Annotated in this window: 23 protein-coding genes and 1 other annotated feature; of the genes, 6 read left to right on the top strand and 17 right to left on the bottom strand. The window is 52.8% G+C overall.

What is annotated here, in order from left to right; genetic code table 11:
• Positions 1-39 precede the first annotated feature (39 nt).
• The 15 genes from ACFOUO_RS16375 to hemA all read right to left on the bottom strand — a co-directional run bounded on the left by ACFOUO_RS16375 (position 40) and on the right by hemA (position 18,415).
• Positions 40-2,691 carry a valine--tRNA ligase gene (locus tag ACFOUO_RS16375; protein WP_380706205.1) on the bottom strand — a complete coding sequence of 884 codons (2,652 nt, stop codon included), beginning with the start codon at positions 2,689-2,691 and terminating at the stop codon, positions 40-42.
• 50 nt (positions 2,692-2,741) lie between these two features.
• Positions 2,742-2,971 (bottom strand) — a binding site (T-box leader).
• A 138-nt stretch (positions 2,972-3,109) separates the two neighbouring features.
• Positions 3,110-3,271 carry a hypothetical protein gene (locus tag ACFOUO_RS16380; RefSeq protein ID WP_380706206.1) on the bottom strand — a complete coding sequence of 54 codons (162 nt, stop codon included), beginning with the start codon at positions 3,269-3,271 and terminating at the stop codon, positions 3,110-3,112.
• 611 nt (positions 3,272-3,882) lie between these two features.
• Entirely contained in the window at positions 3,883-4,977 is a 1,095-nt protein-coding gene (locus ACFOUO_RS16385; RefSeq protein WP_380706207.1) for a GerAB/ArcD/ProY family transporter, read from the bottom strand.
• A gap of 29 nt (positions 4,978-5,006) precedes the next feature.
• Entirely contained in the window at positions 5,007-5,237 is a 231-nt protein-coding gene (locus ACFOUO_RS16390) for a hypothetical protein (RefSeq protein WP_380706208.1), read from the bottom strand.
• Between the two features lie 32 nt (positions 5,238-5,269).
• On the bottom strand, positions 5,270-6,460 hold the full coding sequence (locus tag ACFOUO_RS16395; RefSeq protein ID WP_380706209.1) for a Ger(x)C family spore germination protein: 1,191 nt from the start codon (positions 6,458-6,460) through the stop codon (positions 5,270-5,272).
• 25 nt (positions 6,461-6,485) lie between these two features.
• A complete protein-coding gene (locus ACFOUO_RS16400) occupies positions 6,486-7,982 on the bottom strand; it encodes a spore germination protein (RefSeq protein ID WP_380706282.1) in 1,497 nt (498 codons plus the stop codon).
• Between the two features lie 257 nt (positions 7,983-8,239).
• The gene (locus ACFOUO_RS16405) at positions 8,240-9,349 is read right to left on the bottom strand and encodes a phosphotransferase (RefSeq protein WP_380706210.1); all 1,110 of its coding nucleotides are present in this window, start codon (positions 9,347-9,349) and stop codon (positions 8,240-8,242) included.
• 42 nt (positions 9,350-9,391) lie between these two features.
• Positions 9,392-10,672, bottom strand: coding sequence for a LysM peptidoglycan-binding domain-containing protein (locus tag ACFOUO_RS16410; protein ID WP_380706211.1), 1,281 nt, complete (start codon positions 10,670-10,672; stop codon positions 9,392-9,394).
• A gap of 307 nt (positions 10,673-10,979) precedes the next feature.
• A complete protein-coding gene (gene hemL / locus ACFOUO_RS16415) occupies positions 10,980-12,266 on the bottom strand; it encodes a glutamate-1-semialdehyde 2,1-aminomutase (RefSeq protein WP_380706283.1) in 1,287 nt (428 codons plus the stop codon).
• A 32-nt stretch (positions 12,267-12,298) separates the two neighbouring features.
• Entirely contained in the window at positions 12,299-12,631 is a 333-nt protein-coding gene (locus ACFOUO_RS16420; protein WP_380706212.1) for a hypothetical protein, read from the bottom strand.
• Between the two features lie 106 nt (positions 12,632-12,737).
• Positions 12,738-13,715, bottom strand: coding sequence for a porphobilinogen synthase (gene hemB, locus ACFOUO_RS16425; protein ID WP_380706213.1), 978 nt, complete (start codon positions 13,713-13,715; stop codon positions 12,738-12,740).
• Positions 13,716-13,770: 55 nt separating this feature from the next.
• Entirely contained in the window at positions 13,771-15,198 is a 1,428-nt protein-coding gene (locus tag ACFOUO_RS16430) for a bifunctional uroporphyrinogen-III C-methyltransferase/uroporphyrinogen-III synthase (RefSeq protein WP_380706214.1), read from the bottom strand.
• Positions 15,195-16,124, bottom strand: coding sequence for a hydroxymethylbilane synthase (gene hemC, locus ACFOUO_RS16435; protein WP_380706215.1), 930 nt, complete (start codon positions 16,122-16,124; stop codon positions 15,195-15,197). Before hemC ends, ACFOUO_RS16430 begins: the two co-directional genes overlap by 4 nt.
• Positions 16,125-16,210: 86 nt before the next feature.
• Positions 16,211-17,026: a cytochrome C assembly family protein gene (locus ACFOUO_RS16440; protein ID WP_380706216.1), complete on the bottom strand. Its 816-nt coding sequence runs from the start codon at positions 17,024-17,026 to the stop codon at positions 16,211-16,213.
• Between the two features lie 18 nt (positions 17,027-17,044).
• Positions 17,045-18,415 (bottom strand): glutamyl-tRNA reductase, encoded by a 1,371-nt coding sequence (gene hemA, locus ACFOUO_RS16445; protein ID WP_380706217.1) that lies wholly within the window; start codon positions 18,413-18,415, stop codon positions 17,045-17,047.
• A 220-nt stretch (positions 18,416-18,635) separates the two neighbouring features.
• Here hemA and ACFOUO_RS16450 point away from each other — a divergent pair, with 220 nt between their 5' ends.
• The 3 genes from ACFOUO_RS16450 to ACFOUO_RS16460 are packed head-to-tail and all read left to right on the top strand — an operon-like array spanning position 18,636 to position 21,271.
• Positions 18,636-19,643 carry an ABC transporter substrate-binding protein gene (locus ACFOUO_RS16450; protein ID WP_380706218.1) on the top strand — a complete coding sequence of 336 codons (1,008 nt, stop codon included), beginning with the start codon at positions 18,636-18,638 and terminating at the stop codon, positions 19,641-19,643.
• A 27-nt stretch (positions 19,644-19,670) separates the two neighbouring features.
• Positions 19,671-20,438, top strand: a complete 768-nt coding sequence (locus ACFOUO_RS16455) for an ABC transporter ATP-binding protein (RefSeq protein ID WP_380706219.1) — start codon at positions 19,671-19,673, stop codon at positions 20,436-20,438.
• Entirely contained in the window at positions 20,435-21,271 is an 837-nt protein-coding gene (locus ACFOUO_RS16460; protein WP_380706220.1) for an ABC transporter permease, read from the top strand. The genes ACFOUO_RS16455 and ACFOUO_RS16460 overlap by 4 nt, the downstream gene beginning before the upstream one ends.
• Before the next feature lie 21 nt (positions 21,272-21,292).
• Here the strand turns inward: ACFOUO_RS16460 and ACFOUO_RS16465 are convergent, their stop codons facing one another.
• Together ACFOUO_RS16465 and ACFOUO_RS16470 are read right to left on the bottom strand one after the other, a co-directional pair.
• Positions 21,293-21,943: a response regulator gene (locus ACFOUO_RS16465; protein ID WP_380706221.1), complete on the bottom strand. Its 651-nt coding sequence runs from the start codon at positions 21,941-21,943 to the stop codon at positions 21,293-21,295.
• The gene (locus ACFOUO_RS16470; protein ID WP_380706222.1) at positions 21,933-23,774 is read right to left on the bottom strand and encodes a GAF domain-containing sensor histidine kinase; all 1,842 of its coding nucleotides are present in this window, start codon (positions 23,772-23,774) and stop codon (positions 21,933-21,935) included. Before ACFOUO_RS16470 ends, ACFOUO_RS16465 begins: the two co-directional genes overlap by 11 nt.
• A gap of 381 nt (positions 23,775-24,155) precedes the next feature.
• Between ACFOUO_RS16470 and ACFOUO_RS16475 the strand changes: the two genes are divergently transcribed.
• From ACFOUO_RS16475 to map, 3 genes are all read left to right on the top strand, one after another.
• The gene (locus ACFOUO_RS16475) at positions 24,156-25,085 is read left to right on the top strand and encodes a DMT family transporter (protein ID WP_380706223.1); all 930 of its coding nucleotides are present in this window, start codon (positions 24,156-24,158) and stop codon (positions 25,083-25,085) included.
• Positions 25,070-25,549: a hypothetical protein gene (locus tag ACFOUO_RS16480; RefSeq protein ID WP_380706224.1), complete on the top strand. Its 480-nt coding sequence runs from the start codon at positions 25,070-25,072 to the stop codon at positions 25,547-25,549. Before ACFOUO_RS16475 ends, ACFOUO_RS16480 begins: the two co-directional genes overlap by 16 nt.
• Positions 25,550-25,643: 94 nt before the next feature.
• Positions 25,644-26,390, top strand: a complete 747-nt coding sequence (map, locus tag ACFOUO_RS16485; RefSeq protein WP_380706225.1) for a type I methionyl aminopeptidase — start codon at positions 25,644-25,646, stop codon at positions 26,388-26,390.
• Positions 26,391-26,446 lie beyond the last annotated feature (56 nt).

Genomic DNA, 26,446 nt, shown 5'->3' on the forward strand with positions numbered 1-26,446 from the left:
CAAAAGAGAAAACGGGCAGGGGGCCTGCCCATTTTCCGGTTACTTCCCTTTTAACTCCTGAAGGCGATTTTCCACTTTGGTCCGCTTTTCCCTATACTCTTCGCCTTTTTTCCGCTCTTCGTCGACCACGTGGGACGGTGCCTTCGCCACAAACCCAGGGTTGGAGAGCTTTTTTTCCACCCGTTCCACTTCTTTGTCCAACTTTTTCTTCTCGGTTTCCAGACGGGTGATGGTCTGTTCGATATCGATCAAACCTTCTAGAGGAAGGAATAGTTCGGCACCCGTAACGACGGCGGTCATCGCCCGGCCCGGACGCGCCAGATCCACCTCTACAGTCAGGTTCTCCACTCCACAGAGACGCCGAATTGCCGGTTCGTTGTGACGGAAGATGGGAAGTGTTTCGGCCTCAGCCCTGATCAGTAGATCCACCTGTTTTTTGGGCGCTACTTCCATTTCAGCGCGAATGTTACGAACGGCACGGATGGTTTCAATCAGCACTTCCATTTCACGCACCGCTTCTGGCGCTTCAAACATCGAATGGGGAGAGGGCCAGTCGGCAATCGTGAGACTTTCTCCATCCACGGGCAGGTGCTGCCAGATTTCTTCCGTCACATAAGGCATGTACGGGTGAAGAAGCCTCAGGGATTGATCCAAGACATGGGCTAGGACCGCCCGGGTCGTCCGTTTTGCCTGTTCGTCCGTCCCATATAGAGGAAGCTTGGCGAACTCGATATACCAGTCGCACAGCTCGTTCCAGATAAATTGATAGAGTACTTGCCCAGCTTCACCAAAATCGTACCGATCCAGCTGGCGGGTCACCTCGCTCACCGTTTCATTGAGGCGATGGAGGATCCAGCGATCCGCTGTAGACAAGTTCTCCCCCAGGGAAAGATCCCCAACTTCCTCCTTCTCCAGGTGCATGAGAGCAAAGCGGGAGGCGTTCCAGATCTTGTTGGCGAAGTTGCGGGCCGATTCCACCCGCTCCCAACGGAAGCGCTGGTCATTCCCCGGAGTGTAGCCGGTAGACAGCATAAATCGCATCGCATCTGCTCCGTACTTATCGATGACATCCATCGGGTCGACTCCGTTACCCAGTGATTTGGACATTTTGCGACCTTCAGCATCCCGGACCAAACCGGTAATGAGAACATCCTTGAAGGGTTTTTCTCCGGTAAACTCCAGGGCGGAGAAAATCATCCGTGCAACCCAGAAATAGATGATATCATACCCGGTCACAAGCACATCCGTTGGATAGTACCGTTTCAAGTCCTCTGTACCGGCTGGCCACCCCAGGGTAGAGAAGGGCCACAGTGCGGAACTGAACCAGGTATCCAGGACATCATCATCCTGTTTTAGGTTCTTTCCGCCACATTGAGGGCAGGTATCAGGATCTTCCTTGGCTACGAGCATTTTTCCACAATCTGTACAGTACCAAGCCGGAATCCGGTGGCCCCACCACAGTTGCCGGGAAATGCACCAATCCCGTACATTTTCGATCCAGTGGAGGTAGATCTTCTCAAACCGCCCCGGAATGAAACGGACGCCTTCCCCTGACCGCGTATCTTGGATGGCTGACTCGGCCAAGGGTTTCATAGCAACAAACCATTGGGTGGACAAATAAGGCTCCACCACGGCTCCGGACCGTTCACTATGCCCAACGGAGTGGACATGATCTTCAACCTCGACCAGTACCCCGTCTTCCTGCAAATCTTTTAGTAAGGCTTTACGGCATTCGAATCGATCCAATCCCCGATAGGGACCCGCTTGTTCATTCATCGTTCCTGTCTCATCCATCACCAGGATTTGGGGCAGGTCGTGACGGCGACCGATCTCGAAATCGTTCGGATCATGGGCAGGAGTGATCTTCACCGCCCCGCTTCCGAATTCCGGATCTACATGTTCATCAGCAACAATCGGGATCTCTCTATCCACGATCGGCAATAGGACCGTCTTTCCGATTAACGCCTTATAGCGGTCATCCTCGGGATGAACAGCGACACCCGTGTCCCCCAACATCGTTTCCGGCCTTGTCGTGGCAATCCGGATCTTACCGCTGCCGTCGGTGAGGGGATATTCCATGTGATAAAGTTTCCCCTGCACCTCTTTATGGATCACTTCAATGTCGGAAAGAGCCGTTCGAGCTGCCGGATCCCAGTTAATAATGTACTTTCCGCGGTAAATGAGCCCTTTTTCATACAGACGGACAAAAACTTCACGAACCGCCTGGGAAAGCCCTTCATCCATCGTGAACCGCTCCCGGGAATAATCCAAGGAGAGGCCCATTTTGCGCCACTGACTGCGAATGATCTCGGCATAGTTTTCTTTCCATTCCCATACCTGGGTCAGAAATTTTTCCCGACCCAAATCATGGCGGCTGACTCCCTCTTCTCGAAGGCGCGCCTCTACCCGCGCCTGGGTAGCAATCCCAGCGTGATCCATCCCCGGGAGCCAGAGAGCGTCATACCCGTTCATCCGCTTGAAGCGGGTCATGATATCCTGCAAGGTCATATTCAGAGCGTGACCGATATGAAGGTTGCCGGTTACGTTAGGCGGCGGAATGACAATCGTGAAAGGCTCCCGCTCCGGATGTTTTCCAGCACGGAAAAAACCTTCCTTCAACCAAAACTCATTCCATTTCTCTTCGGATTGCTTCGGATCATAGGCCGAAGACATGCTTTTTTGATCAGCCATCATAGCCCTCCTTTGTCGACTTTTACAAAAATAAAAAACTCCTTCATCATCCAAAGGACGGAAGGAGTTCCGCGGTACCACCTTTATTCATCGCGTTCAAAAAGAACCTACGATGCACTCTGAGATCCCGGTAACGCCGGGGACGCGTCCCACCCTACTTAACCTTCAGGCGGGCAGCTCGAGGGGGACCTTCGACAGTTTCACCTGGAACCCCTTGCAGCCGGGGAGGCTCCTCTCTGAAAGGCTAAATTCTGCCTACTCTCCCTGTCATCACTTTTTTGAGCTTCCCATTCGCGAACTAAATTGTACCAAAAAAGTCTCGGGGGCGCAAGGAAACGGCACACCAACAAACCCACAGCGGCCAGCCCTGGGGTTGTCGATGCTTTTATAAAGAAATAAGTGCCGGAGTTACGGTAAATCAGCGGGTCATTCCAAAAGCTTGCTGTACGCTTTCCCACATCAGCTGCGGATTGGCCAGAAAAGCCAACAGCAGGACCGTACTCAATAGCAGGAAACTGAGGATGAGAAGAATCAACAGACCCCGGTACATGCTTCTGACCGTTGATTTCACAGTGCTCATGATGAACCCCCCTTACTCCTCATGCTTTCTCTCAACGTTTATTTTGCTCCTTTCCCCTCGGCTTGTCTACCCTTTTTCCCTCTTTCATCATTTCCGGCGCGTAAAAAGGCAGCACGACACTTGTGTACACTTTGTGTTTCCGTTACGCATATAATTTGGTTGAAGGCAAACCTTTCAACGAGGATTCGCTCGAATGAGTCATATAGAGATGGAAAGGGTGATCCCCATGGAATGGTTCAGGGCTCTATTTTTTTCTGCCGCCTTATTCTTCCCCCTGAAAATGATGGAAATCTGGTTGGAAGAACGAAGGAAGAGAAAGTGATTTCTCCCATGGCTGAAGCCGTGAGCTTCTCGGATCATCGGGTGCGATAACCCGCTATCCTCTCCGAAGGCACCGCCCGAGCCAGAAAATTGCGTTTAAACCAGCCGATTTCGGGAAAAAAACCAATCGCTCAATGAAACCGTTTCGTACCGCATGGATACCCCAATCCTCTCGATAGCCCCAGCTGCAAAAGTGAATACGAACACTGAGGTCTTTTTTCACCATCTAACCACAAAAAAACACCGGCATCCGCCGGGGTTAGCGGTTGGGGTGATCATGAAGCTCGTGTTCAAGCTGACGTTCCCTTACGGCGGAGGATTGCCGCTCCTAAGAGAAGAACGGGCAAAAGAACCCCGAACGTCGCAGTGAAAGGGGGCCAGATCAGCTTCGTGAAAGTGGTGAGATACAGGATATTCGGAACGAATATTAAACTGAGGGGAATCATGATAAGACCCAGGGGCATAGTCAAGGGCCGGTAATCCTTGAGGCGAAAAACCAGTGCGAGGCTGAAGGCTGAAGCGTAAAAACTAATCGCTGTTTTTATAAAGAGAGTGATGAACCATATCCCCGCCACGATGACTTCCACACGCTCAACAAACTGACCCAGACTGATTCTTTGCGCCAGCTTAAATGGTGTATAGTTATACAACTTCGCGATGTCAGCCCCAAGAACCGATACCGAGACGGCATTCATCATTACCAGCAGAAGGTTAGCCACAATCATCCCGATTAGAAAGGGTTTTTTAGTCGCCTTAGCCCGAGTAAAGGCGGGAAAAACCATAAACCATATGACCGTTTCAAAAATGAATGCGACATAACGGATATTCCCTTCCAAAACTGGTTTTACCCCTTCAGCGAGAATAGGCTCGAGCCGTACTCCTTTCATTTCGGGGGCCAAAGTAAGGATCAGGATGAGAAATAAGGCGACCACCCATGGAAACAACAATTCCGCAGCACGGGCAAGCGGTTCGATCCCAAGCCGAACCCCGAAGATCAGAACGATAGAAAAAAGAAGAAGAATCGCTTGAATCGGTGTCTCAACCAGAATGTAGGTCGTAATGAAATCACCCACTTGATTCAACATGAGGATGGTATCTATAAAAGCAAAGGTAAAAAACAGGAACGAAACCATTTTACCCATCCAGTTCCCCAAGATTTCCCCCGTAAACTCTATAGGGGTCTTACCGGGAAACCGTCTTCCGATCGCGTCATACAAAAGAGCGATCACCACACCTTCGACCAAACCCAAGGCGGCGGCGATCCAAGCATCTTGTTTTGCCGAATCGATCACTATGGTAGGGGTCAACAAAACCGCGTTCCCCATCATAAACAGAATAACCAAAATCATAAACTGGCGCCCCGATATGTAGCCTTGGTTCATCATGGCGTCTCACTTCCTAATTAAGGACTGACTCACTTTAACCAACCGAATATCCAATCACTCAACGGTTTGTAAATAAGCACGACCCCATCCAACGGGTTTGGGATATCCAGATCCAACCCGTAAGCGATATTCAACCCGGTTCCAAACAGAAGGAGGATCGAGAAAAGCCACAGTCCCTTTTTCATCCCTTGCTGTTTTAACTTCGGGACTTCGATGTATAGAATGGCAGCAACCACCACAAAGATCCCAATCATAAACATCCGGATCCCCCCTCTTAGGCCGCGGTCAAAAGTCACATTCCTTCAATGAAAGAATTACCCGCTGACCCGGTTTGCCGAATTTTGAAATCCACCTTGACATCAGGCTTGAGTTTGACGAATTCCCGGTCCCAGTTCTTCTTAAGCTTTTTCCACACATTCGGATCACTGCGGTAAATCGCCTCGCCAAAGCCAAAAATATCGGATCGGTAGCCCTGCGCTTTTTTGATGCTCATCTCAGCCATTTTTTTAATCCGTTGTTCCGTTCTTTTTTCCAATTCGTAAAGGGTTTGCTTCTTCGAGAGGTCGATGTTACAGGCGACTTCCCCCACATTCCCTTCGCCCTTAATCTCTACGGTAAGTTTCGGCTTCCCCTTCCTGATCTCTCCCTTGATTTTTGATTGGATCCCCTTTACCTCGATGACAACCTTCCCTCCTTGGGGGCAGGGAAGGTGACCGACGGTGTTCGTGATGTTATTTCTGATGTAATTGTACCCTTTGCTTTCCTCCTGATTGAGCCAGCCGACCAGCCTGTCCTTGTTGAGTACCCCCATCAATTCGATAACCACCAGAGAGGGGGGGGTGATGGTGTTCAGATTCGCCTCCGTTTCGCCTGTTTCTTCTTCTCCCCTGATTTCAACTCCCGCTAGGACTGGAGCCTTCCCTTTGGTCATCATTTCAGAAAGGAGTTGATCCAGTTTCACCCCTTTCGTCGGAGCCCAGCTCTTTTCCGAAGTCTCCAGGGAGAAAAACATTTTCGATGCAGGGATTTTTTCCACCCGTGTGAATTGCGACAGCAAATCCCGAGCACTGTTTTTTTTGGCGATGAGGACGTAAAAATCGGGTCTGACCTCGGGATCCCGGAAAAAGAAATCTAACACATTGCGAATCCCCTCTTTCGCTAACGTTTCGCTAAGGATTAGGACGCGGATATGAGCGACATAAATCTTTCTCGGGGATTTCGTGGTTATTTTCCTTAATGCTTCAAACACGGTATCTCCCATCGCCTGGTAAGTGGTGGCAAGTGGACCGATTTGTGCCCGTTGTCCCGTAACCGCCTCTGGACTAACGATTTGAGCGGTCACGCGATACCGGGTCCCCACTTTATCGATCCCAATGCCGATCGCGATGCCAAGAGTATTAAGTTCCCGTCGATCCCAGCATCCTGTTGCAGTAAGGAGCAATAGGGAGCCGACCAAACAAAGAATTCCGATTCGCTTGATCATGCTTGGCTACCTCCACTTTCCCCTCTTATGGACGGGGTTTAGGCTTTACCGAATTGGAACTTCTCTCTCGCACGACGTTTCGCCGGCTGATTAACCGCGGACGGGTGTGAAGGGACCATAGGGGGAAACGAAACAAGGAGTCCTTCATTCCAGCTGCATTCATGGGTGCCATCGGAGACATATATGGGACCCCGAAGGAACGTAAGCTGCACAAATGGAGAACCAGCATCATCAATCCAATGAAGATCCCAAATAAGCCAAAGGAAGCGGCCAGTCCCATAAGAGCAAACCGCAAAACCCGGAAAGGAAATCCCATGGCTATGGAAGGATAGACGAAGCCGGCGATGGCGGTGATCGATACGATAATCACCATGGCAGGGGAAACCAGCCCCGCCTGAACGGCCGCTTCACCCAACACGATGGCCCCGACAATAGAGATGGTGGAACCCACCGCCCTCGGCATCCGGATACCAGCTTCACGCAATACTTCAAAAGTGAATTCCATGATCAAGGCTTCGACTAAGGCGGGAAAAGGGATCGCTTCCCGCTGTGCAGCGATACTAATCAAAAGAGTGGTTTGCAGCATCTCCTGGTGAAAGGTGGTAATCGCAATATAGAGAGATGGGGCAAGAAAAGAGATGGATACCGCGATATACCGCAGGATACGGATCAATCCAAAATCTGACCGTGTATAATAGTCTTCCGGTGACTGAAGAAATTGGGCGAACAGGGCCGGTACCATAAGAACAAAGGGCGTCCCGTTAACGAAGATCGCGATCCGCCCTTCCAGGAGCGAGGCAGCAACCACATCGGGACGCTCGGTATTGTCAATCGTGGGAAAGAAAGAGAAGTTAGCATCCTGGATCATCTCTTCGATATAGCCACTTTCCAACACCGCATCGATATCGATTCGATCCATCCGCTCATGCACTTCTTCTAGAGCATGTTCGTTGACGATCCCCTGAATATACATAATTGCTATGTCTGTTTTGGTTATCTTTCCTACCTGCCTGGTTTCCATCCATAGGTCGGGCGTCCGGATAATCTGACGAACCAGGGCGGTATTCGTCCGCAGATTTTCATTGAAAGCTTCCTGAGGACCGCGGATGACTGTCTCAGTGGATGGCTTAGAAACCGAACGGCCTTCCGACCCTTCGACACTAAGGGCCACTCCTTCCATAAACCCTTCAATCAGGATCACCGTATTTCCGCTTACGACCGATTGGTATACGCTTGGAAAGTCCACAACGGATTGGACCTCCCCCACAGCAAGAAGCTCGTTTTTGATCCTTTCGAGAAGATCACAGTCCATTTTCGAATGATCAGCTCTTTGTTGCGATTGAAGAATAAAGTCCTGGAGTCTGTTTTCATCGATCAATCCTTCCAGATAGATTACAGCCAATTTCCTGGACGGCTCCCTACCACCCAGACGAAGCTGCCTGATTTTCAGATCGCTGCTGTCTCCGAAATCGTTTTGGATCTTCTTAATATTATCGGGAAGGTCTTTTTTCAATGCGGACATCGTATCGCTTTCTTTTTCCACCCCTTGTTGTTGCGTGGCTTTCTTGCCCCGTTTAAAAAGCCATCTCTTGAACAATCTCCCACCCCCTTCACAACAAGTTTTTCATATTATCACCCATCCACTCCGCTTTTACCCTGATTGGTGGAAGGCGTTGGTTTAGGAACCGTTCAACTTCCGACAAAAATAAAAAAAGCCGCTGAGCGGCTAACCATGAACAATTTTTTGCAAATAGAATCAAACCATGCCTGAAAAGTCCTTTAATTTCTCTGCCGTCTCGCACCAGGCGGACGACGGCGAGCGGATGGATTACCTGAGCGGACTCCTGCTGTTTCCCGCCCCGGTTTCTTCTCAGTAGGCTTCCGGGAGGGTTTTTGTTTCCATTCCGACCGAATCCAATCCTGAAAAACATGGAGACGGTCCACTTCCTCTTCCAGACGGCGGATGGTAGCAGCCTCTCCGTCATGCCGGCGTTCCGTATAATAGCGGTGCAGGAGCCGTAAAGGCCGTACCGGGTAAGCCAGGTGGAGAGCGAGAAGCTTTTTCTCATTCCCAGGCAACGGCCATTCTTTTTCATACGCTTCCAGAAGAGCTGCTGGGTCGAGAATTTCATCCTCCTCCACAGGGAGAAAACGGCGCAGGAAGGCTGCGATATCACCCGCCGGACTGCCGACTGCCGCATTATCCCAGTCGATCCAGCGCCAACCTTCATCCCCGACCAGGAGATTCTGGGGATGAAGCCGCTTATGAAGGAGAGCTCGACGGGGGAGATCTCCCCCGCTAACCGTGAATCGTTCTACTCCCTGGAGGGAGAACTGGAGGGATTTCTCAAGGAAATCGCCGTGCTCCCGGAATGTCCGGTCGAAGGGAGAGGAAAATTCCCGATTCCCGACAAGCTCCCGCCACCGATCCATCTGTTTCTTCCATTCCCGCCATTGCTCCGGCAAAGAAGCAAGAGAAGCTTCAAAAAGAGGTTCTTCCTCCTCTACCAAGGGCTGGCTTAAACGGTGAAAACGGGCCAAATCCCGGATCAACTCGTCAGCCGGCACTTCGTTCCCTTTCACCGCCGCCTTCCCATACCAAGGGCTGGCATACCAGTTTCCCTGGTCCGTTTCGGCGAAAGGTTCTCCTTTCCTGGTCATTACCCAGGAAAGCAGGTGTGGGTACCCCTTTTCCCGGATCGATTCCAGTACTTGGTGGAGAATTCGCAGTTTTTCCCCAGGGACGGAGCTTTTTTTCAGTGCGAACTCCCCTTCATCAGTCTGGACCCGAAGGACACCCCTCGTATAATGGATCCGTCGGGGCGACCACCCATATCGGTCGAACACCTCAGACAGGACCGGCCCGTCGAGGGAAGGATCCAATTTCAATCGTTGATCCCCCTTTCTCCCTTTTCTATGACAAGCCCTTTCCTAGGGCCTAGGCTGTGAAGGGATATAGACAATTTGTCCCTGTTCCAGTACATTGCTTTCCAGCCGGTTTAGGTGCAGGATCTTACTAGCTGGAACCTCATACCGTTCGGCAAGCGCATCGAGGGAATCCTCTTTCTGGACGATGACCATACGCAGTTTCACAAATTGATCTTTTTCTTCCTTTAGCATCCACTGCGCCCACTCCAAGCTGGTCCCTTTTTCCTCTTCTTCCGCTTCATCGGGGAAGGAATCACGATCATTGAGATCAGTTTCTTCCATATTCTCTGTCGTACTCTCCCGACGGCTTTCACCGGAATCCGATAGACGTTCTAGGCCAAACTTCGCTTGTTCATTATTCTCTAAATCTTGAAAATCGAATTCGCCGATATGAGGGTCTCGGAGGTAACGATCAGAACCGTCCCAGTCCCCCCGGTCCCGGATAAGAAATTCCGGACGGGTATTCATTTCTGTTCTTTCTTCGTCGGCAGCGGGAAGGCTCTCCTCTGCGGATTCCTCTTCCTGAGTTTCCCCCTCGTCTTCAAAATGGGAGGATACTTCAGTGGGGCGGTCCAATTCTTCAGGAAACTCTTCGGCTAAAGAGTCAGCCTCCTCCGATTTCGAGTCTTCCTCCCCATCATAACGGGCAACATGGACAAATTCGTACTCCTCGGATTGAGGCTCCGACACCAGATTCTCTGAGTCCGGTAGCTCTTCATGTAAGGATGACTGCTGTTCTTCCGCTTCCTCCTGCTCCTCTCCTTCCATTCGACCCGGCCCGGGAACGGTAAAAGTGGCCGTCTTGCTTGTGTCCACTACCTCATAGTCCGGTTGCTGCTCCTCCTTCTTCATCTCGGTCAGAAGCCCGTCTATGGTAAGGACTGCTTCAATCTGAAGCTCAAAGGGAGAAAGCACCTTGTAGTCAAAGGACTCGATCTCGGAAGCAATCTGTTCGATATCTGCCCGTTCCGCAGGTAGGGTAATCTCTACCGGGATCACATAAGCGATTTCCTCTTTTTTCTGCTCCGATATAGCCCCTTCCCCTTTTTCCGTCCCCTCTCCAGCCGTTCCATCCTCGCCCGGCTGCAGATGGAAGCCTTCATCCGGTACATAGGTTCCATTTAGACGAAGGTATCCCTCAATCTTTAGATGGGTGTTCTGATCTTCGATTTCAACATCCGGATACAAGTCCAATTCCAGCAGGGTCCCGATCCCCGGCTGCTGGGGATGGAGACGGACCTTTTCCAGTATGTCAAACCGGAGTTGGTTATAATTCTCCGTCAACAAAAATCCCCCCTCAGGACAATGGTTACCGAAGAAACCCGAGACTTGCCGCCTCTTTAGCATATAAGCAGCCAACGGAGAGTCCCCGTTTCACCCCTCCCCCTATATCTCAGGGCCACAAAATCCCCTGGATGCAGGAGTATGGATGGAAGTCATAGGTTTACGACTGTACTGTAACCTTATGCGAGAGCCTGGGCGGATATACCCTAGTCCGCCAAGGGGCTCCACCTCGTTCTTTTATAATTCTCCTAAAAAACAAACCTGCCGACCCTTGAGGTCGGCAGGTCAACAATCAATACGTGAGGGATCAAAGCGCTCCCAGGGCATCCCGGTTGGCTTCAATCGTTTGTTCAATGTCCTCTTCCGAATGGGCGGTAGACACAAACATCCCCTCAAACTGGGAGGGGGGAACGGCGACGCCTCGCTCCATCATCTCCTTAAAATAGCGGGCAAACCTCCCGGTGTCTGCTCTTTTGGCCTGCTCGTAGCTGGTTACCTTCTCCTCGGTGAAGAAGAAGCAAACCATCGAGCCAACCCGATTGATCCAATAGGGGATCCCCACTTCCTCTGCATTGCGAGCGATTCCCTTCGCTAGGCGGGCTGCCCGTTTCTCTAGAAGTTCATAGGTCCCATCCTTGCCCAATTCGGTCAAGGTGGCAAGCCCCGCCGCCATCGCCAAGGGGTTACCCGACAGCGTACCGGCTTGGTAAACAGGGCCGGAAGGAGCCACCATATCCATAATGTCCCTTCGCCCGCCGTAGGCACCCACCGGCAGACCGCCACCGATCACTTTGCCCATGGTGGTAAGATCCGGAGTTACCCCATACTTTCCCTGGGCACAGTGATAATCCACCCGGAAACCGGTCATCACTTCATCAAAGATAAGCAGGGAACCATAGTGATGAGTCAAACGCCGCAGTCCTTCCAGGAATCCCGGTTCCGGCGGTACGACTCCCATGTTGCCCGCCACCGGCTCGACAATGACAGCGGCAATGTCGTGACCGAACTTCTGAAAGGCCACCCGGAGACTGTCGACATCATTATAGGGGACGGTTAACGTGTGCTGACCCGTATTGTCCGGGACGCCAGGGCTGTCGGGCAGCCCCAGGGTGGCCACACCGGAGCCGGCCTTGATCAACAAACTGTCGGAATGGCCATGGTAGCAACCCTCAAACTTGAGGATCTTGTTCCGTTTGGTGAAAGCCCGTGCCAGGCGAAGGGCGCTCATGGTCGCCTCCGTTCCAGAGTTGACCATCCGGACCACCTCAACGGAAGGCACGATCTCTGTTACCAGCCGGGCCAGATCCGTTTCCGCTGTGGTGGGCAATCCAAAACTAGTACCCTTCTCCAAGGCGGTACGGACCGCCGAGGTGACCTCCGGATGAGCATGACCCAGGATAAGAGGACCCCAGGAACAGATATAATCGATGTATTCATTGTCGTCTACGTCATAAATCCGGGAGCCTTTCCCACGCGCCACCGAGACCGGGGACATATCCACACTCTTGAAGGCACGCACCGGACTGTTTACGCCGCCGGGGATATATTTCAACGCTTCTTCAAACTGGGCAGCCGACTGCTCATAGCTTCGCACCACATGGATCACTCCTTCGCTCTGTTTCCCTATTACAGGGCTTGGAAGCCCTCCAACGTTCCCGCTCCTTCAAGCCAGGCTCGGGACCGTGGACCGATGGCAACCTTGGTAAGAACCGCTTCCCCGCGAAGAGGTTTACCCCCCTCGGTCTCCATCACCAGGGTTAACTGTTTACGCCCATAATAAAAGCAGTCATCCAACCTTTCCGTACTATCCGCGTCCATTCCATCCAGCTGGACAGACCAGCTCTTCAGGTTCCACGGACCAGGAGTGTCCAGTAGGATGCGGGCATCATCATACCGGATATCAAAGGCTCTCTTCTGGGCTTCCGCCCGGACCATCCGAAGCGTATACTCTTCGGGCACGTTTGTTCCTCCTTCTTCAACGCCGGAGTTGTCGTTTTGGTTTCAAATCGGAATAGAAGGAAGGACACCTCCTGCGGTGCCCTTCGCCGGCTTTAAACCCCGATCTTTACGTCATCTCCTGTAGCCAGCGAGCCGCTTCTTTGGCATGATAGGTCAGAATCAGCTCGGCCCCCGCCCGTTTCATTCCCAGGAGAAGTTCCAGGACCACGTCCCGTTCATTAATCCAGCCCTTCTCGGCAGCCGCTTTCACCATGGAGTATTCTCCGCTTACATTATAAACGGTAACAGGCAGGTGGAATCGGTCACGGAGTTGACGGATGATATCCATATAAGCCAACCCCGGTTTCACCATCAACATGTCCGCTCCTTCTTCCACGTCGGTGGCTGCTTCCCTGAGAGCCTCCCGGGAATTGGCGGGGTCCATCTGGTATGTGCGCCGGTCACCAAATTGCGGGGAGGAGTGTGCTGCATCCCGAAAAGGACCGTAAAATGCTGAAGCATATTTCACGGCATAGGAGAGGATGGGGATCTCCTTAAAACCCGCCTCATCCAGCCCGCGACGGATGGCAGCGACAAAACCGTCCATCATGTTGGAAGGGGCAATCATGTCAGCCCCGGCCCTCGCCTGGGAAACAGCCGTTTTCACCAGGAGGTCCAGCGACTCGTCATTTTGCACTTTCCCTTCTTCCACCACACCGCAATGGCCATGATCGGTGTATTGGCAAAGGCAGGTATCAGCCATTACATAGAGGTGAGGTTGCCGTTCTTTCACCCTACGGATCGCCTGCTGAACAATCCCATTTTCCGCTTGGGCTTCACTCCCACAGGCATCTTTGTGTTCGGGCACTCCAAACAGAATGACCGAGGGAATGCCCAATTCCGCCACTTCATCCAGCTCTTCCCCGAGCCGGTCCAGCGAATAGTGAAAGACTCCCGGCATCGAGGGAATCTCTTTCTTAATCCCGCTCCCTTCCACAACAAACAGCGGATAGATAAAGTCTGCGGGTGATAGGTGATTTTCCCGTGTCATGCGGCGAATGGCTTCATTCTGACGCAGACGGCGGTGACGGGCAAAAGCTTTCATGGTCCATCCTCCTTCTTAACATTCCGTAGAAAGCATACCGACATTTTCGGATGGCTCAATGTATATTCGACAAGCGGCTGACAACTTCCGCCAAGCCTTCGATGGTATAGGGCTCGGCGGTCCCATCGACACTCAGCCCCTGCTTCTCTGCAGTATCAGCCGTAACAGGACCGATACAGGCAATTTTCGCCCGGGAAACTATAGATTTCCACTCAGGCTCCATGAACTTCATGGCTTGAACGAAATTCCTTACTGTTGACGGGCTGGTAAAGGTGAGGATGTCTAGCTGCCCCTCTCGCAACAGACGGGCCGCCTCATGGGCTCCTCGCGTGTCGGGTAGCGTATGATAAGCAGGAGCATCAGTCACTCGGCAACCGAGAGCAACCAGTTCCTCGACCAACCGTTTACGGGCGATGTTCGCTCGCGGGAGGAGAATTTCCTCCCCTGCCTTCACCAGAGAGGCGAGTCCAGCAGCCAATCCTTCTCCCCGGTGTTCCTTCGGAATGAGATCGACCATGATGCCTTTTTCCTCCAGAGATTGCGCTGTCTTTGGCCCGACGGCGGCGATCTTTGCCCGGTGAATCTTTCGAATATCCCGTTTCAAGCCGCGCAGGCGTTGGAAAAAGAAATCCACTCCGTTCGCACTGGTGAAAACCACCCAAGAAAAGTCACTCAATCGGCGGAGGGCGTCATCCAGTAGCCCTCCTTCCGGCGGAGGTGTCAGCCGAATCATCGGTAACTCCACCGCTTCACCACCCTGGTCGCGAATCAATTTGGAAAGGAGGCTCCCTTGGCCTTTGGCCCGGGTAACCAACACCCGTTTCCCTGAGAGCGGGCGTTTTTCAAACCAGGAAAGTCCGAAAGAGTCAGCCATTCCCTCCCCTACGATCAACAAGGAGCCAGGTGGCGGGCTCTCCCTCTCTCCTGTCCACCATCCAAGGTTATACCTCTCTACTCGCGGCTCTCTCCTTGCCCCCCAAGCTACCAAGGCGGCAGGAGCGGAGGACGGCCAACCGGCATCGATCAACCGCCCAGCTGCCTCTGCTGGAGAAATCCCTTTCAGGGAGAGGATTTGGACCTCTCCCTCTCCCCCCCGTAGAATCCACTCTCCTGTAGGAAGGGGAATACTGGCGAAGACGGAGGCGGCGATCTCTGGGGATACCCCGGGTATTACCTCAAAGGGGACTCCCGCTTCAGCGAGAGCTGCCGCTTCCTTTCGCAGGTTGTTGGAGAAAGAAGCAGCTCCCTGTATCAAGCGAACCGTCTCCCTCCCTTTCTTTGCCAGGGAGAGGAGCAGCTCGGCGGTATCGCCAGTAGTCAGGAACCGTTCTGCCCCATCAGGGGCCTCTATCAACAAGGTTGCAGGGATTTCCTCGTCATAAACGAGCACCTCGGCTCGTTCCAGGATTTCCCTCCCCCGAACCGTCAATAGTCCCTGGGGACTAGGGCCTGCCCCCACAAAAACAATGCGCCCGGGCTTCATTCCCCGATACCATCCTTCACCTTCTCCAAGAGCTCCCGTGCCCCCTGTTCCATCAGGTCGACAGTCAGCCTCCGACCCACCTCCTCCTCGTCGGTGCCCCTCGCTTCCCCTTTCAAGAGAGGATGGCCCGTAGGATCCGCCACCAAACCGGTAAGATGAACTTCTTCCCCTTCCAGTGTGCCATATCCGGCGATCGGCAGGTGACATCCACCTTCAAATGCATGGAGAAAGGTTCGTTCTGCCCGGATCACCCGTTCCGTCTCCGAATCATTAACCCTCTGGAGGACTTCCAGCATATCATGGTCATCGGCCCGGCACTGAACTGCCAGCGCCCCCTGACCCACGGCAGGCAGCATCACATCCTCGGGCAGAACCTGGGTCACCTTCTCCTCCCAACCGAGCCGTTTGATACCCGCATAAGCTAGGACAATTGCGTCGAATTGACCTTCCATCATTTTTTTCAGCCGGGTGTTTAAGTTACCCCGTACCGGTTCCACACGCAGATCCGGTCGATACGCCAGGATTTGAGCTTGACGACGCAAGCTGCTCGTCCCGACAAGAGCATTTTCCGGTAGGGTTTCCAGGGTCGACCCGGTCCTGGAAATCAAACAATCCCGGGGATCTTCGCGTACAGTAACCGCTCCCATAGTTAACCCCGGCGGCATTTCCCCGGGCATATCCTTCATACTGTGGACAGCCATATCGAGCCGGCCATCGAGGAGGGCCTGTTCGATTTCTTTAACGAACAATCCTTTCCCTCCCACCTTAGAAAGGGTGACATTGAGAATTTGGTCTCCCTTCGTCACCATCCGTTCCTGCCGAAGCTCCCAAGAGGTTGGCAACGCCTCTTCCATCCTATCCATCACCCATTGCGTCTGAGTGATAGCCAAGTCGCTCCGTCTTGTTCCCACGATTACCGTTCGCATCGATGCGTCCTCCTCTTCTGTCGATCAACTTTAAGAAATCCCGTTCCAACCCGATGGTCTATCGATGCTTCCTCCACCGATCCGTTTCAAAGCCATTGGTGAAAAGAAAGCCCCGCATTGGAGATTAAGTAGTTCCCCAGCACAGTAAAATAAGAAAGGACGCTCCACCAGGCGAGCCGACGTCCGTTCCATCCCCCAGCCCTTCGTTGGTAAAGGTAGACGGAATACACCGCCAGCACCAATAGGGAACCGATGATCTTCGGGTCAAACCAGAAGCCGCCTCCCACTTTTTGCTGAGCCCAGATAACGCCGAGAATGAGAGCCAGGATCAACAGGGGCACCCCAAGCATGTTTAAGCGGTAAGAAAAAAGTTGCAACCGGCCCAAACTAGGAAGCCGGCGCAGCGTTTGGTTCCACTTCTTCTTTTTGAGTAGGGAATTTCCGATCAGATAGAGCACCGCAAATACTGTCGACAAAGAGAAAAAAACATAGGCGAGAAACGCCATCACCACATGGATAAATACCAGCTCCGACAAAAGGGGCTCCCTCAACCCCAGGCCATGATTGGGTATGATAAACAGGTTGACAGCGGAAATGGCGAAACCCAGCAAGTTCGCTGCAAATACGAAGAAATCCATCTTGTAAAACCGGTTAATGACCAGGGTGACCGTGATCAGCGTCCAAGAAAAGAACATGAGCGAGTCAAAACCGGTCAGCACAGGAAACAGTTTCGTCGCCCTCCATACGAAAAAGGCCGTCTGAGACAGCCAAACGGCCACGAGAAAAAGGAGAGCCAACCGGCGGGCCGGCCGGTTGGGCTGCATCAAGTCTGAGAAAGCAAACAACAAACTTAGGGCGTAGATATAAATGATAAAATCGTAGAACCAATGCTCGGCGAACACCTCGGCCTCCCCCTTCGTTCAGGAACGGATGGAAACCTCGCCTGCTAGAGCCGGTTGTAGCACCGGCCCCCGGGTTTCGGATACGGTCTTTTTCTCTTCGGTTTCTTCCCGCGTGATCTCTTTCAGTTGCTCTTCCAGGGCGAAGATTTGGACAAACATCTCCAGAGCCTGTTCACGCTCCGGAGTAGCCGCCATCTCCTTGATCCGGGACAGTGGGTCGCGAAGAAGCTGGTTGACAATACTCTTCGTATGCTTGCGGAGGACGCGCTTTTCCCGTTCTGTCAGGTCCGGGAGTTTACGCTCGATGCTCTGCATCGTCTCTTCCTGAATCCCGATCGCCTTTTCGCGGAGGGCCGTGATCAGAGGTACCACACCCAAGGTCTGAAGCCATTCATTAAAACAGGCGACCTCATCGGCGATCAAGGTTTGGGCCTTCTCCGCCTCACGGCGGCGAAGATCGATGTTCGCCTCCACGATCCCTTTCAAATCATCAATGTCAAAAAGATAGACATTGTCCAAACCGTGGATATCGGGATCCACATCCCGAGGGACGGCGATATCAATCAGAAACAGGGGATTGAGACGTTTTTTCACGGCCTCTTCCACCGCTTCCTTCCCGATCACCGAAGTCGGTGCACCCGTGGAACTGACCACGATATCCGCCTCCCGGATTGACTCGACCAACCGGGAGAGCGGGCGTGCTTCGCCCTGGAACCGCCCTGCCAATTCCTGCGCTTTCTCTAGGGTCCGATTGAGGACCAACACCCGAGCGGCACCGGCATCGGCAAGGTGCTTTGCCGTCAGTTCACCGGTCTCCCCCGCCCCCAACAACAGGACCGTCTTCCCGGTAAACGTGCTGAACATCTTCTTCCCGAGTTCAACTGCCGCATAGCTGACGGAGACGGCGTTCTGTCCAATCTCCGTTTCCGACTGAACCTTTTTGCCCAGCGTAACCGCCTCTTTGAAGAGATGGTTGAAAATCGTGCCGGTGACACCCTCTTCCTGGGCAGCGAGAAAAGCACCTTTTACTTGACCCAGGATTTGCGTCTCCCCGAGAACCATCGAATCAAGGCCACACACAACCGAAAACAAGTGGTTGACTGCCTCCCCGTTCTTCTTAACATACAAGTGGTCCGTAAATGCTTCTTGCGGGACGCCAAACTCACTTTCCAGATAGGATTGCGAATAATATACACCCGTGTGTATTTGGTCGCTCACCACGTACAATTCCATCCGGTTGCAAGTACTGACAACGACGCATTCCAAGATGCTTTTCATATGGCGCAGTCGGCGGAGAGAGCGACCGAGATCCTCGGAGGAAAAGGCCATCCGCTCTCTCAATTCCACTGGAGCCGTTTTATGGTTAAATCCGGTTACGATGATATGCATAGACTCCACCCCGAATCTACCCGGGTGTCCTATCGGACGTCCCGTCATCTGCTGGCCCGCGGCACAGGCTAAAAGGCCAACAGATCTCGTGTATTCATACCCCATTATAGCATAGGCTATTCCACCGTGAAAAAAGGGTTGTGAACAGAATTTGAAGCGGGGGCATACGATACATCAGCCTATTTTCGGAACCCTTTTCAAGGGAGAAAGGAGATTCCCGATGAGGTTGGTCCGTATCGCTTTCCCGCTCTTTCTGATCCTGTTCTTCACCCTGATCGGCTGTGCCACTGACAGATCGAAGGGAGGGCTTGAGAAGGTACAGGTCGTCGAAGTGACCCACTCCCTCTTTTATGCTCCCCAATATGTGGCAATCAAAAAAGGTTATTTCAAAGAAGAGGGTCTCGATATTCAGTTGACCAACGGGTTCGGCGGAGATAAGACGATGGCCGCCCTCCTTTCCGGGGATGCGGATATCGTCCTGGTCGGTGCCGAGACCGGAATCTACGTCACCTCAAGGGGTGCCAAAGATCCTGTCGTCGCCTTTGCACAGCTAACCCAGACCGACGGTACCTTCCTCGTTTCTCGAAAGCCCGCAAAGGATTTCGAGTGGAAAGACCTAAAGGGGAAAACCCTCCTCGGGCAACGCAAAGGAGGGATGCCGGAAATGGTCAGTGAACACGTCCAGCGCAAGAACGGGCTGAAACCCCACCAAGACGTCAACATTATTCAAAACATCGACTTCAAAAACCTCGGTTCCGCTTTCCTGTCAGGGACCGGCGATTACGCCCAGCTCTTTGAGCCCCTCGCCTCCAAGATTGAACAGGAAGGAAAAGGGACCATCGTCGCCTCTTTTGGCAAAGAGAGCGGACGGCTTCCCTATACCGTCTATCTCACCCGTGAAGGATACATGAAAGGTCATCCCCAGTTAATCAAAGGGTATATTCGCGCCCTCCAAAAAGCACAGAAATGGTGCGAATCCCATAAACCAGAGGAAATTGCCGACACCGTGCAATCCTTCTTCCCGGACACCAACCGCCAAATCGTGGTTCAGGTGCTGGAACGCTACCAAGCTCAGGGTTCCTGGGCCACTGACCCGTTTATTGACAAGACAGAGTATGGGCTTCTGCTGGACGTGATGAAAGAGGCAGGTGAACTGCCCGAACGCGTCCCCTATGACCAAGTGATCCGCATGGACTTAACCAACCAAGTTATGAAAGAACCGGAATGATCCTGGAATGCGGAAGGAGGGAAATCGATGACCGCCTGTGCCATCGAAGCCAATCGAGCAACGAAAACCTATCTAAGCCGACAAGATCAAGTGGAGGCGTTGGAGCCGATCTCTTTCCAAATCAATCCGGGTGAGTTCGTCAGTTTCATCGGATCCAGCGGCTGTGGAAAAAGCACCGTTCTCTCCTTAGTAGCGGGGCTTATCCCCCCTACATCAGGAGAAATCTTCCTTTTCGGCAGACCGGTAGACGGCCCATCCGACCGCATCAGCTATATGCTTCAGCAGGATTGCCTCTTGGACTGGAGGACCGTGGAGGAGAACATTACACTCGGGTTGGAATTTCGTGGTCTAAAAAACAAAAAAACAGCGGGTCATGCCCGCTATCTCCTGCAAGAACTGGGCCTAGGACATACTTTGCACCAGTATCCCTCCCAGCTCTCCGGCGGAATGCGCCAGCGCGTCGCTCTTGTACGCACCCTTGCCGTACAGCCGGAATTGCTCTTGTTGGATGAACCGTTTTCCGCATTAGATTATCAAAACAAGCTTCACTTGGAAGAGCTGCTGGTAAACGTGCTCAAAGGGCAAAGGATGACCGTTCTCCTGGTAACCCATGATCTAGAAGAAGCCTTAGCCCTCTCGGACCGGATCTACGTCATGGGAGGGCATCCAGGGCACATCCGCCGTACCTTGGAGGTGCCAGAGGAAATCAGGCAAGCCACCCCCCTTTCCGCCCGGGACCGGCCCTCCTTCCGTCCTCTTTTCAATGAATTGTGGAAGGAGATCGACCAAACATGAGAAAGAGATGGAACCGCTGGCTCATACGGGATGCCCAATCCAACATCCATGCCGCTCACTTGCGGCGTCTCCGCCTCCAAGATATCCACGTGGGGGCTGTCCGGACGGCGATCCTGCTCCTCCTCCTCAGCGGTTGGGAGTGGGGCGCCCAAACCGGCTGGATCGACCCTTTCCTCTTCAGCAGTCCGTCCCGTATCTGGGAATTGTTCCTGCAGATGGTCGCGACAGGGGACCTTTTCCATCACATCGGCCTCACAGCCATGGAGACCGTTGCAGGCTTTCTTTTGGGGACAGCCGCGGGAACCGGCCTGGCTACACTAATCTGGGCTTCTCCGTTCCTATCCCGGGTATTGGATCCTTACCTCGTTGTATTGAACAGCATGCCTAAGGTAGCCCTCGGCCCCTTGTTCATCGTGACCATCGGCGCAGGATTCGGCTCCATCCTCGCCATGGCCGTAGCCATCACCATCGTTATCACGACGCTGGTCATCCATTCCGCCTTCCAAAGTGTAGATCCCGATTACCATAAGCTTGCCCGGGCCTTCGGCGCTTCCAGACGACAGCTCTTCCTTACCATCATTTTTCCCGCCTGTATCCCGGAAATGATCGCCACTCTAAAAGTAAACGTCGGATTAGCCTGGGTCGGCGTGATTGTGGGTGAATTCCTTGTCTCTAAAGAGGGGCTCGGTTATTTGATCATTTATGGCTTCCAGGTGTTCAACCTCAACCTGGTTCTTCTTTCTCTCGTCCTGGTCGCGCTCTGCGCCACCTTGATGTATCAGGTCGTCAACCGATTGGAGCGTCGTCTCCTTCGCCACCGAGACCTAGAGTAGCCCCCAGATGAATCAACCGCCTTACTCCAGCATGACCAATTCGTGCTGGATCGCATAGATAATCGCTTGGGAACGACTTTTTACCCGCAGCTTCTTTAGGATATTGCTGACATGGATTTTGACCGTTTTGTCACTGATGAACAGTTGCTCAGCAATCTCTTTGTTGGATAGGCCTTTCACCATCAAATTGAGTACGTCCAATTCTCGCGGTGTCAGGGAGTCTTCCCCGGTGCCGCGATCCGTTTTTTTCTCCCCGCTGATGTTATCCAGGAGTTTGCGTGCCATTACCGGATGCAGGATAGACTCTCCCCTGGAGGCGGAGCGAATCGCATCGATGACATCGGAAGAGGGAGCGTCCTTCAAGAGATAACCTGTGGCCCCCGCCCGGATGGATTCATAAAGATATTCGTCCCGGTCGAACATAGTCAGAACCAGCAGGGCCACCTTCTGGTTCTTGGCCCGGATACGTCGGATGGCTTCCACTCCGCTCATCCCCGGCATATTGATATCCATCAGGATTACATCCGGCTTCAATTCCTCGAACATCTCTAACGCTTCGCTCCCGCTGTTCGCCTGCCCGACTACTTCCATATCTTTCTCCAGGCTGATGATGTTGGACAAACCGTCTCGCAGTACGGCGTGATCGTCCACTAATAGGACATTAATGGGCATGGACAGCAGCCTCCTCCTCTTCTCCGATCGGGATGCTCAAGGTAACGGTCGTACCCACCCCTTCTTCGCTGTCGAACTGCAAGGCAGCTTTGAGGTTTTGGGCCCGTTCGTTCATGCCGACGATGCCGTAGCGTTTTTGGGCTTCCGCCTTGTATACAGCCCGGGCAAGAGAGAAACCTACTCCGTCATCCTGAACCACCAATCTCACTTCCTCCGGTTCGAATACGAGGGTTACTTTCACTTCATTGGCTTTGGCGTGCTTCGCAGCGTTGGACAAAGCCTCGTGACAAACCATGTAAATCGTTTCTTCTGTTTCACACCGCAAAGGGATTTTCTCTCCCTCTGCTTCAAAGACCGCCTCTGCCCCGGTCTCATTTTGGAAAGCCTCCACCCGCCGGTTAAGGGCGGGGATCAGGCCGATTTTCTGTGCCGGCGAAGGACGGAGAGCCGTAATGGAGTAACGGACTTCTTTCAACCCTTCCCGGAGTTTTGCTCGACTCTCTTCCAGCCATTCTTTCACCTTATCCGGCTGGGTGTCATACACCTTGAGCGATGATTCAACCTTCATTAAAACCCCTGCAAAAGACTGGGCGATTCCATCGTGAATATCCCTCGCAAGGCGGTTCCGTTCTTCTGCCACCACCCGCCGTTCCCGTTCTTCGACGAGACGGGCATTTCGTATAGCGATTACCGTCTGGCTGGCCAGCACCTGTAAAAAGGTTAGATCAGCCTCTTCAAAGCCACCCCGCTCGGTTTTGCCCAGGGTGATTACACCAAGCACCTCACCATCCATCTCCAGAGGCACGGCAAGAAGCGAACGGACATCCTCAAAGTCCGCCCGATCCTTCTGGCAGCGGGGATCCATTTTGGCGTGATGAACCAAAGCTGGTCGGGCGTGGGAAGCAGCCCAACCGGATAACCCCCGGTTCAGCGGCTGAGATTGCCGTCGCAGATGCTTCGGAAAATCTCCGGCTGTCACCGCCGGGGACAACCGGCCATTCTTCACCAAGTAGACAACTCCGAAGCTGAACCGGATCACTTTAGACAAAGGCAGAAGGGTATGTTCCATCACCTTGTTCAGCTTCAGGTTTTTGTTGATATTACGGGTGAGCAGAAATAATAGTTCCAGCTTCCGCTTTTTACGGAGAAGCCTCGCAAACACATTGGATAAAACAGCAAAAGCAGTCAGCGGCGTGAAGAAAAACAGAAAAGCCAAAGGGTCTGTCTCCCGCCCCTGGTGAAGCATACCGTAGTATGCACAAACATAGCCCCAGGAAAAGAGGGCGATCCCTGTCTCCAACAGCCAGTTATTCACCCAGAGCCGGTTAGCCCGGGGGCGGGGGCGCATCATTTCCACACCGTCCCGCAGCCCCTTGCTTGTCAGCTCATACACCGCCACACAGCCTAAGAGGACAAATACAGGTACCCAGACTCCCCCGTTCTCAAACAGAGACTGGCCAATGGCATCGAGAAAAAACTGGACGCTAAAGAGAGCGAAGATTGTATACCCCGTCCGAAAAGCCGCCCGCGTCAAAGAGTGCTTCCGGAGCCAGGTGACCGGCAGGACGATAACCATATAAACAAAGCCGGCGATCCCCGGAGAAAACATGGTTGCGAGGGTAAACAGGAAAGGGAAGTGGACCGTCACCCGCCCGTCGTGGCCAGGGTAGGGAAAAAACTCGGTGACCAGGAGCAATGCGGCCAACGTGAAAAGGTGCAAGAGAGTCCACCCGCTCGCCGTCGGATGAAAGAGTGAATAAAAGGCCAAAATCCAGGCCGAAAATACGACGAACCAACGGCAAATCTGCTCCAGCCATAGTTTCCATTTCATCTGACAACCCGCCATTCTCTTTGTACTCGTACCCAATTATGTAATACGCACAAGCTTCGAATAGCTTTTTTTGCTATCCAGTGGGCCACCGATCCCTTTTATCAGGAAAATTCCCAATGGTCCAGCGGCTTATTTCCCCTCAGTTGATTCAACAGAAAACCCAGAAAGCTGACAGATGGGGAACAAAAGGCGTGGATGCTACCTTTTCGTCCCTTTATATCCCTACCTTTGTCGTATATAATCCTACCATACCTCTGCCATCATTTATAATATAAAATGCATCTCTCCTCCTTGATATAAAGAGGTTGATCGTACCCTCTGTGCCATGGTGAAATTGTGTTACGATGGAGGAAGAATACATACTTGGCAGGAGGAACGGGATTGCGTACAAAAACCTGGGTCGCCGATACGGCGCTGTTAGGGATCGCCTTTGTATGGGGAGCTACCTTTGTGCTCGTTCAGAATGCCATTGAAACGATGCCCCCTTTCTCCTTCCTGGCCCTTCGCTTTGGCTTGGCAGCAACCATGCTTTGGATTCTGCTCCGGATCAACGGGCAGGCTTGGAAGATTCGCGAACCACGCTACCGAAAAACAGGGGGTTATCTAGGTATTTGGCTCTTTGTCGGATACGCCTTGCAAACGTTCAGCCTCCTTTACACCACCTCGGGGAAATCCGGTTTTCTGACCGGAGTCGCTGTCGTCCTGGTCCCGGTCTTCAGTCTGTGGATCCTCGGCACAAAACCCGGATGGAATGCCATAACCGGAGCTCTCTTCGCCTTGGCAGGCCTCTGGAACCTCGCCTTTGCCGATTTTTCCAGCCTGAACAGAGGCGATTTGCTTGCTTTCCTCTGCGCCATCGGTTTTGGTCTGCAAATTGTTTATACCGCTAAATACGCTTCCTGGGCCGACGCCCTGCCCCTCGTTACCGTTCAGGTGGGTACGGTTGCCTTTTTGAACGGAGTTTTTGCCCTCCTCTTCGAACCTTGGTATTCATGGTTTAATTTGAGTCTATTTGCCCGAACAGAAGTCATCGCAGCTCTCCTAATCACCTCTCTATTTGCCACGGTATTGGCTTACACGGGACAAACCCACTTCCAACGGTATACCACGCCAACAAGGGTCGCCCTTATTTTTGCTATGGAACCTGTTTTCGCCGCCTGGACGGATTGGTGGTGGCTGGAAACCTCCATGAATGGGAAGACCCTTGCCGGATGTCTACTGATCCTGTGCGGGATGGTATTTGCAGAAATCCGCTTCCGCCGCCTTCGCAAACCGGTACAGAAAGAGGGAACATCATGCGCGGAAAAATGATTGGCATTCTACTTGTAGTATCTGGAGCCCTATTGATGTTGCGTAAATTAAATGGGGCGATTCCCAAATCCATTACCAATTGGGAGTTCCTTTTAATCGTCGCTGGAGTCACTATTCTCCTGATCGCCAGAAAAAAAACAGGAAAGCCTCATCTGATGATTTGGGGCGGCATCATTACCGGCCTGGGCATCCACTCCTGGGGCCTTTCCCATGTAAACGAGTGGCCCGAGCATTGGAGCCTGGTACCCGCCATTATCGGATCTTCCTTCCTCCTCTTCGGTGGAATCCTTCGCAAAAATAATAAGCAAGGAACTATTGGGTCCTTGCTTCTCCTGCTCGGTTTGTTCGCCTGGCCTGGTGTAACAGAGATCCCTGGGCTAGGGCGAGCCGCCGACACCCTTAACACCTATTGGCCCGCACTGCTCGTCATCCTGGGATTGACCCTCATATTCAAGAAATGGTGACAATCGGGCTATCGGTGTTTCGGGTCAAATCGCGTCTCTGATTTCATTCTGCATCATAAACTAATGGCGACCCCTTATAGAAAGGAAATACGCCATGGCCCTCATCAAAAGCAGAGAAGAAATCCTCCATATGCACCGAGCGGGCAAACTCCTGGCTGCCTGCCACCGAGAGATCGCCGGGCGGATCCGCCCAGGGGCAACCACTTTGGAGATTGACCGATTCGTCGAGAAATATCTCGAGCGTTTAGGAGCCACTCCCGAACAAAAAGGATACATGGGTTATCCCTTTGCCACGTGTGCATCGGTCAATGACGTGATCTGCCACGGGATGCCCAATGATACCCCCTTGAAGGAAGGGGACATCCTCACCGTCGACATGGTCGTTAACCTAGACGGTTGGTTGGCCGATTCCGCCTGGTCTTACCCGGTAGGCAAAATCACCTCCCAAGCCCAATCCCTGTTGCAGGCTACCATGGACGCTCTCCTGGAAGGAATCCGTCAAGCAAAGGTAGGTAATCGAATTGGTCACATCTCCCACGCCATCCAGACCTTCGCTGAATCCCGCGGCTATGCCGTCGTTCGTCAGTTCATCGGCCACGGCATCGGCCGGCGGATCCACGAAGAACCAGCCGTCCCCCACTTCGGGCCTCAAAACAGTGGAGAAATGCTGGAAGAAGGAATGGTCCTAACCATCGAGCCCATGCTTACTACAGGTTCCTGGCGCGCCCGCATCGATCCCGACGGCTGGACGGCCCGCACGGTCGACGGCAGTCTCTCCGCCCAGTATGAGCACACGATAGCGATCACCCGAAATGGACCGCTGGTACTGACAGAACAATAGATTCCCCCATCAATCAAAACGGCCCAAAAACCCCCGACACCCTTAGGTGTCGGGGG

This window comes from Salinithrix halophila, assembly GCF_042650125.1.
Classification (GTDB): domain Bacteria; phylum Bacillota; class Bacilli; order Thermoactinomycetales; family DSM-45169; genus Salinithrix; species Salinithrix halophila.

Bases quoted from the DNA above. Each gene is read 5' to 3' on its own strand.
- ACFOUO_RS16375 (WP_380706205.1), bottom strand. From the start codon at position 2,691: ATGGCTGATCAAAAAAGCATGTCTTCGGCCTATGATCCGAAGCAATCC.
- ACFOUO_RS16380 (WP_380706206.1), bottom strand. From the start codon at position 3,271: ATGAGCACTGTGAAATCAACGGTCAGAAGCATGTACCGGGGTCTGTTG.
- ACFOUO_RS16385 (WP_380706207.1), bottom strand. From the start codon at position 4,977: ATGATGAACCAAGGCTACATATCGGGGCGCCAGTTTATGATTTTGGTT.
- ACFOUO_RS16390 (WP_380706208.1), bottom strand. From the start codon at position 5,237: ATGTTTATGATTGGGATCTTTGTGGTGGTTGCTGCCATTCTATACATC.
- ACFOUO_RS16395 (WP_380706209.1), bottom strand. From the start codon at position 6,460: ATGATCAAGCGAATCGGAATTCTTTGTTTGGTCGGCTCCCTATTGCTC.
- ACFOUO_RS16400 (WP_380706282.1), bottom strand. From the start codon at position 7,982: ATGTCCGCATTGAAAAAAGACCTTCCCGATAATATTAAGAAGATCCAA.
- hemB (WP_380706213.1), bottom strand. From the start codon at position 13,715: ATGAAAGCTTTTGCCCGTCACCGCCGTCTGCGTCAGAATGAAGCCATT.
- ACFOUO_RS16430 (WP_380706214.1), bottom strand. From the start codon at position 15,198: ATGAAGCCCGGGCGCATTGTTTTTGTGGGGGCAGGCCCTAGTCCCCAG.
- hemC (WP_380706215.1), bottom strand. From the start codon at position 16,124: ATGCGAACGGTAATCGTGGGAACAAGACGGAGCGACTTGGCTATCACT.
- hemA (WP_380706217.1), bottom strand. From the start codon at position 18,415: ATGCATATCATCGTAACCGGATTTAACCATAAAACGGCTCCAGTGGAA.
- ACFOUO_RS16450 (WP_380706218.1), top strand. From the start codon at position 18,636: ATGAGGTTGGTCCGTATCGCTTTCCCGCTCTTTCTGATCCTGTTCTTC.
- ACFOUO_RS16455 (WP_380706219.1), top strand. From the start codon at position 19,671: ATGACCGCCTGTGCCATCGAAGCCAATCGAGCAACGAAAACCTATCTA.
- ACFOUO_RS16460 (WP_380706220.1), top strand. From the start codon at position 20,435: ATGAGAAAGAGATGGAACCGCTGGCTCATACGGGATGCCCAATCCAAC.
- ACFOUO_RS16465 (WP_380706221.1), bottom strand. From the start codon at position 21,943: ATGCCCATTAATGTCCTATTAGTGGACGATCACGCCGTACTGCGAGAC.
- ACFOUO_RS16470 (WP_380706222.1), bottom strand. From the start codon at position 23,774: ATGAAATGGAAACTATGGCTGGAGCAGATTTGCCGTTGGTTCGTCGTA.
- ACFOUO_RS16480 (WP_380706224.1), top strand. From the start codon at position 25,070: ATGCGCGGAAAAATGATTGGCATTCTACTTGTAGTATCTGGAGCCCTA.
- map (WP_380706225.1), top strand. From the start codon at position 25,644: ATGGCCCTCATCAAAAGCAGAGAAGAAATCCTCCATATGCACCGAGCG.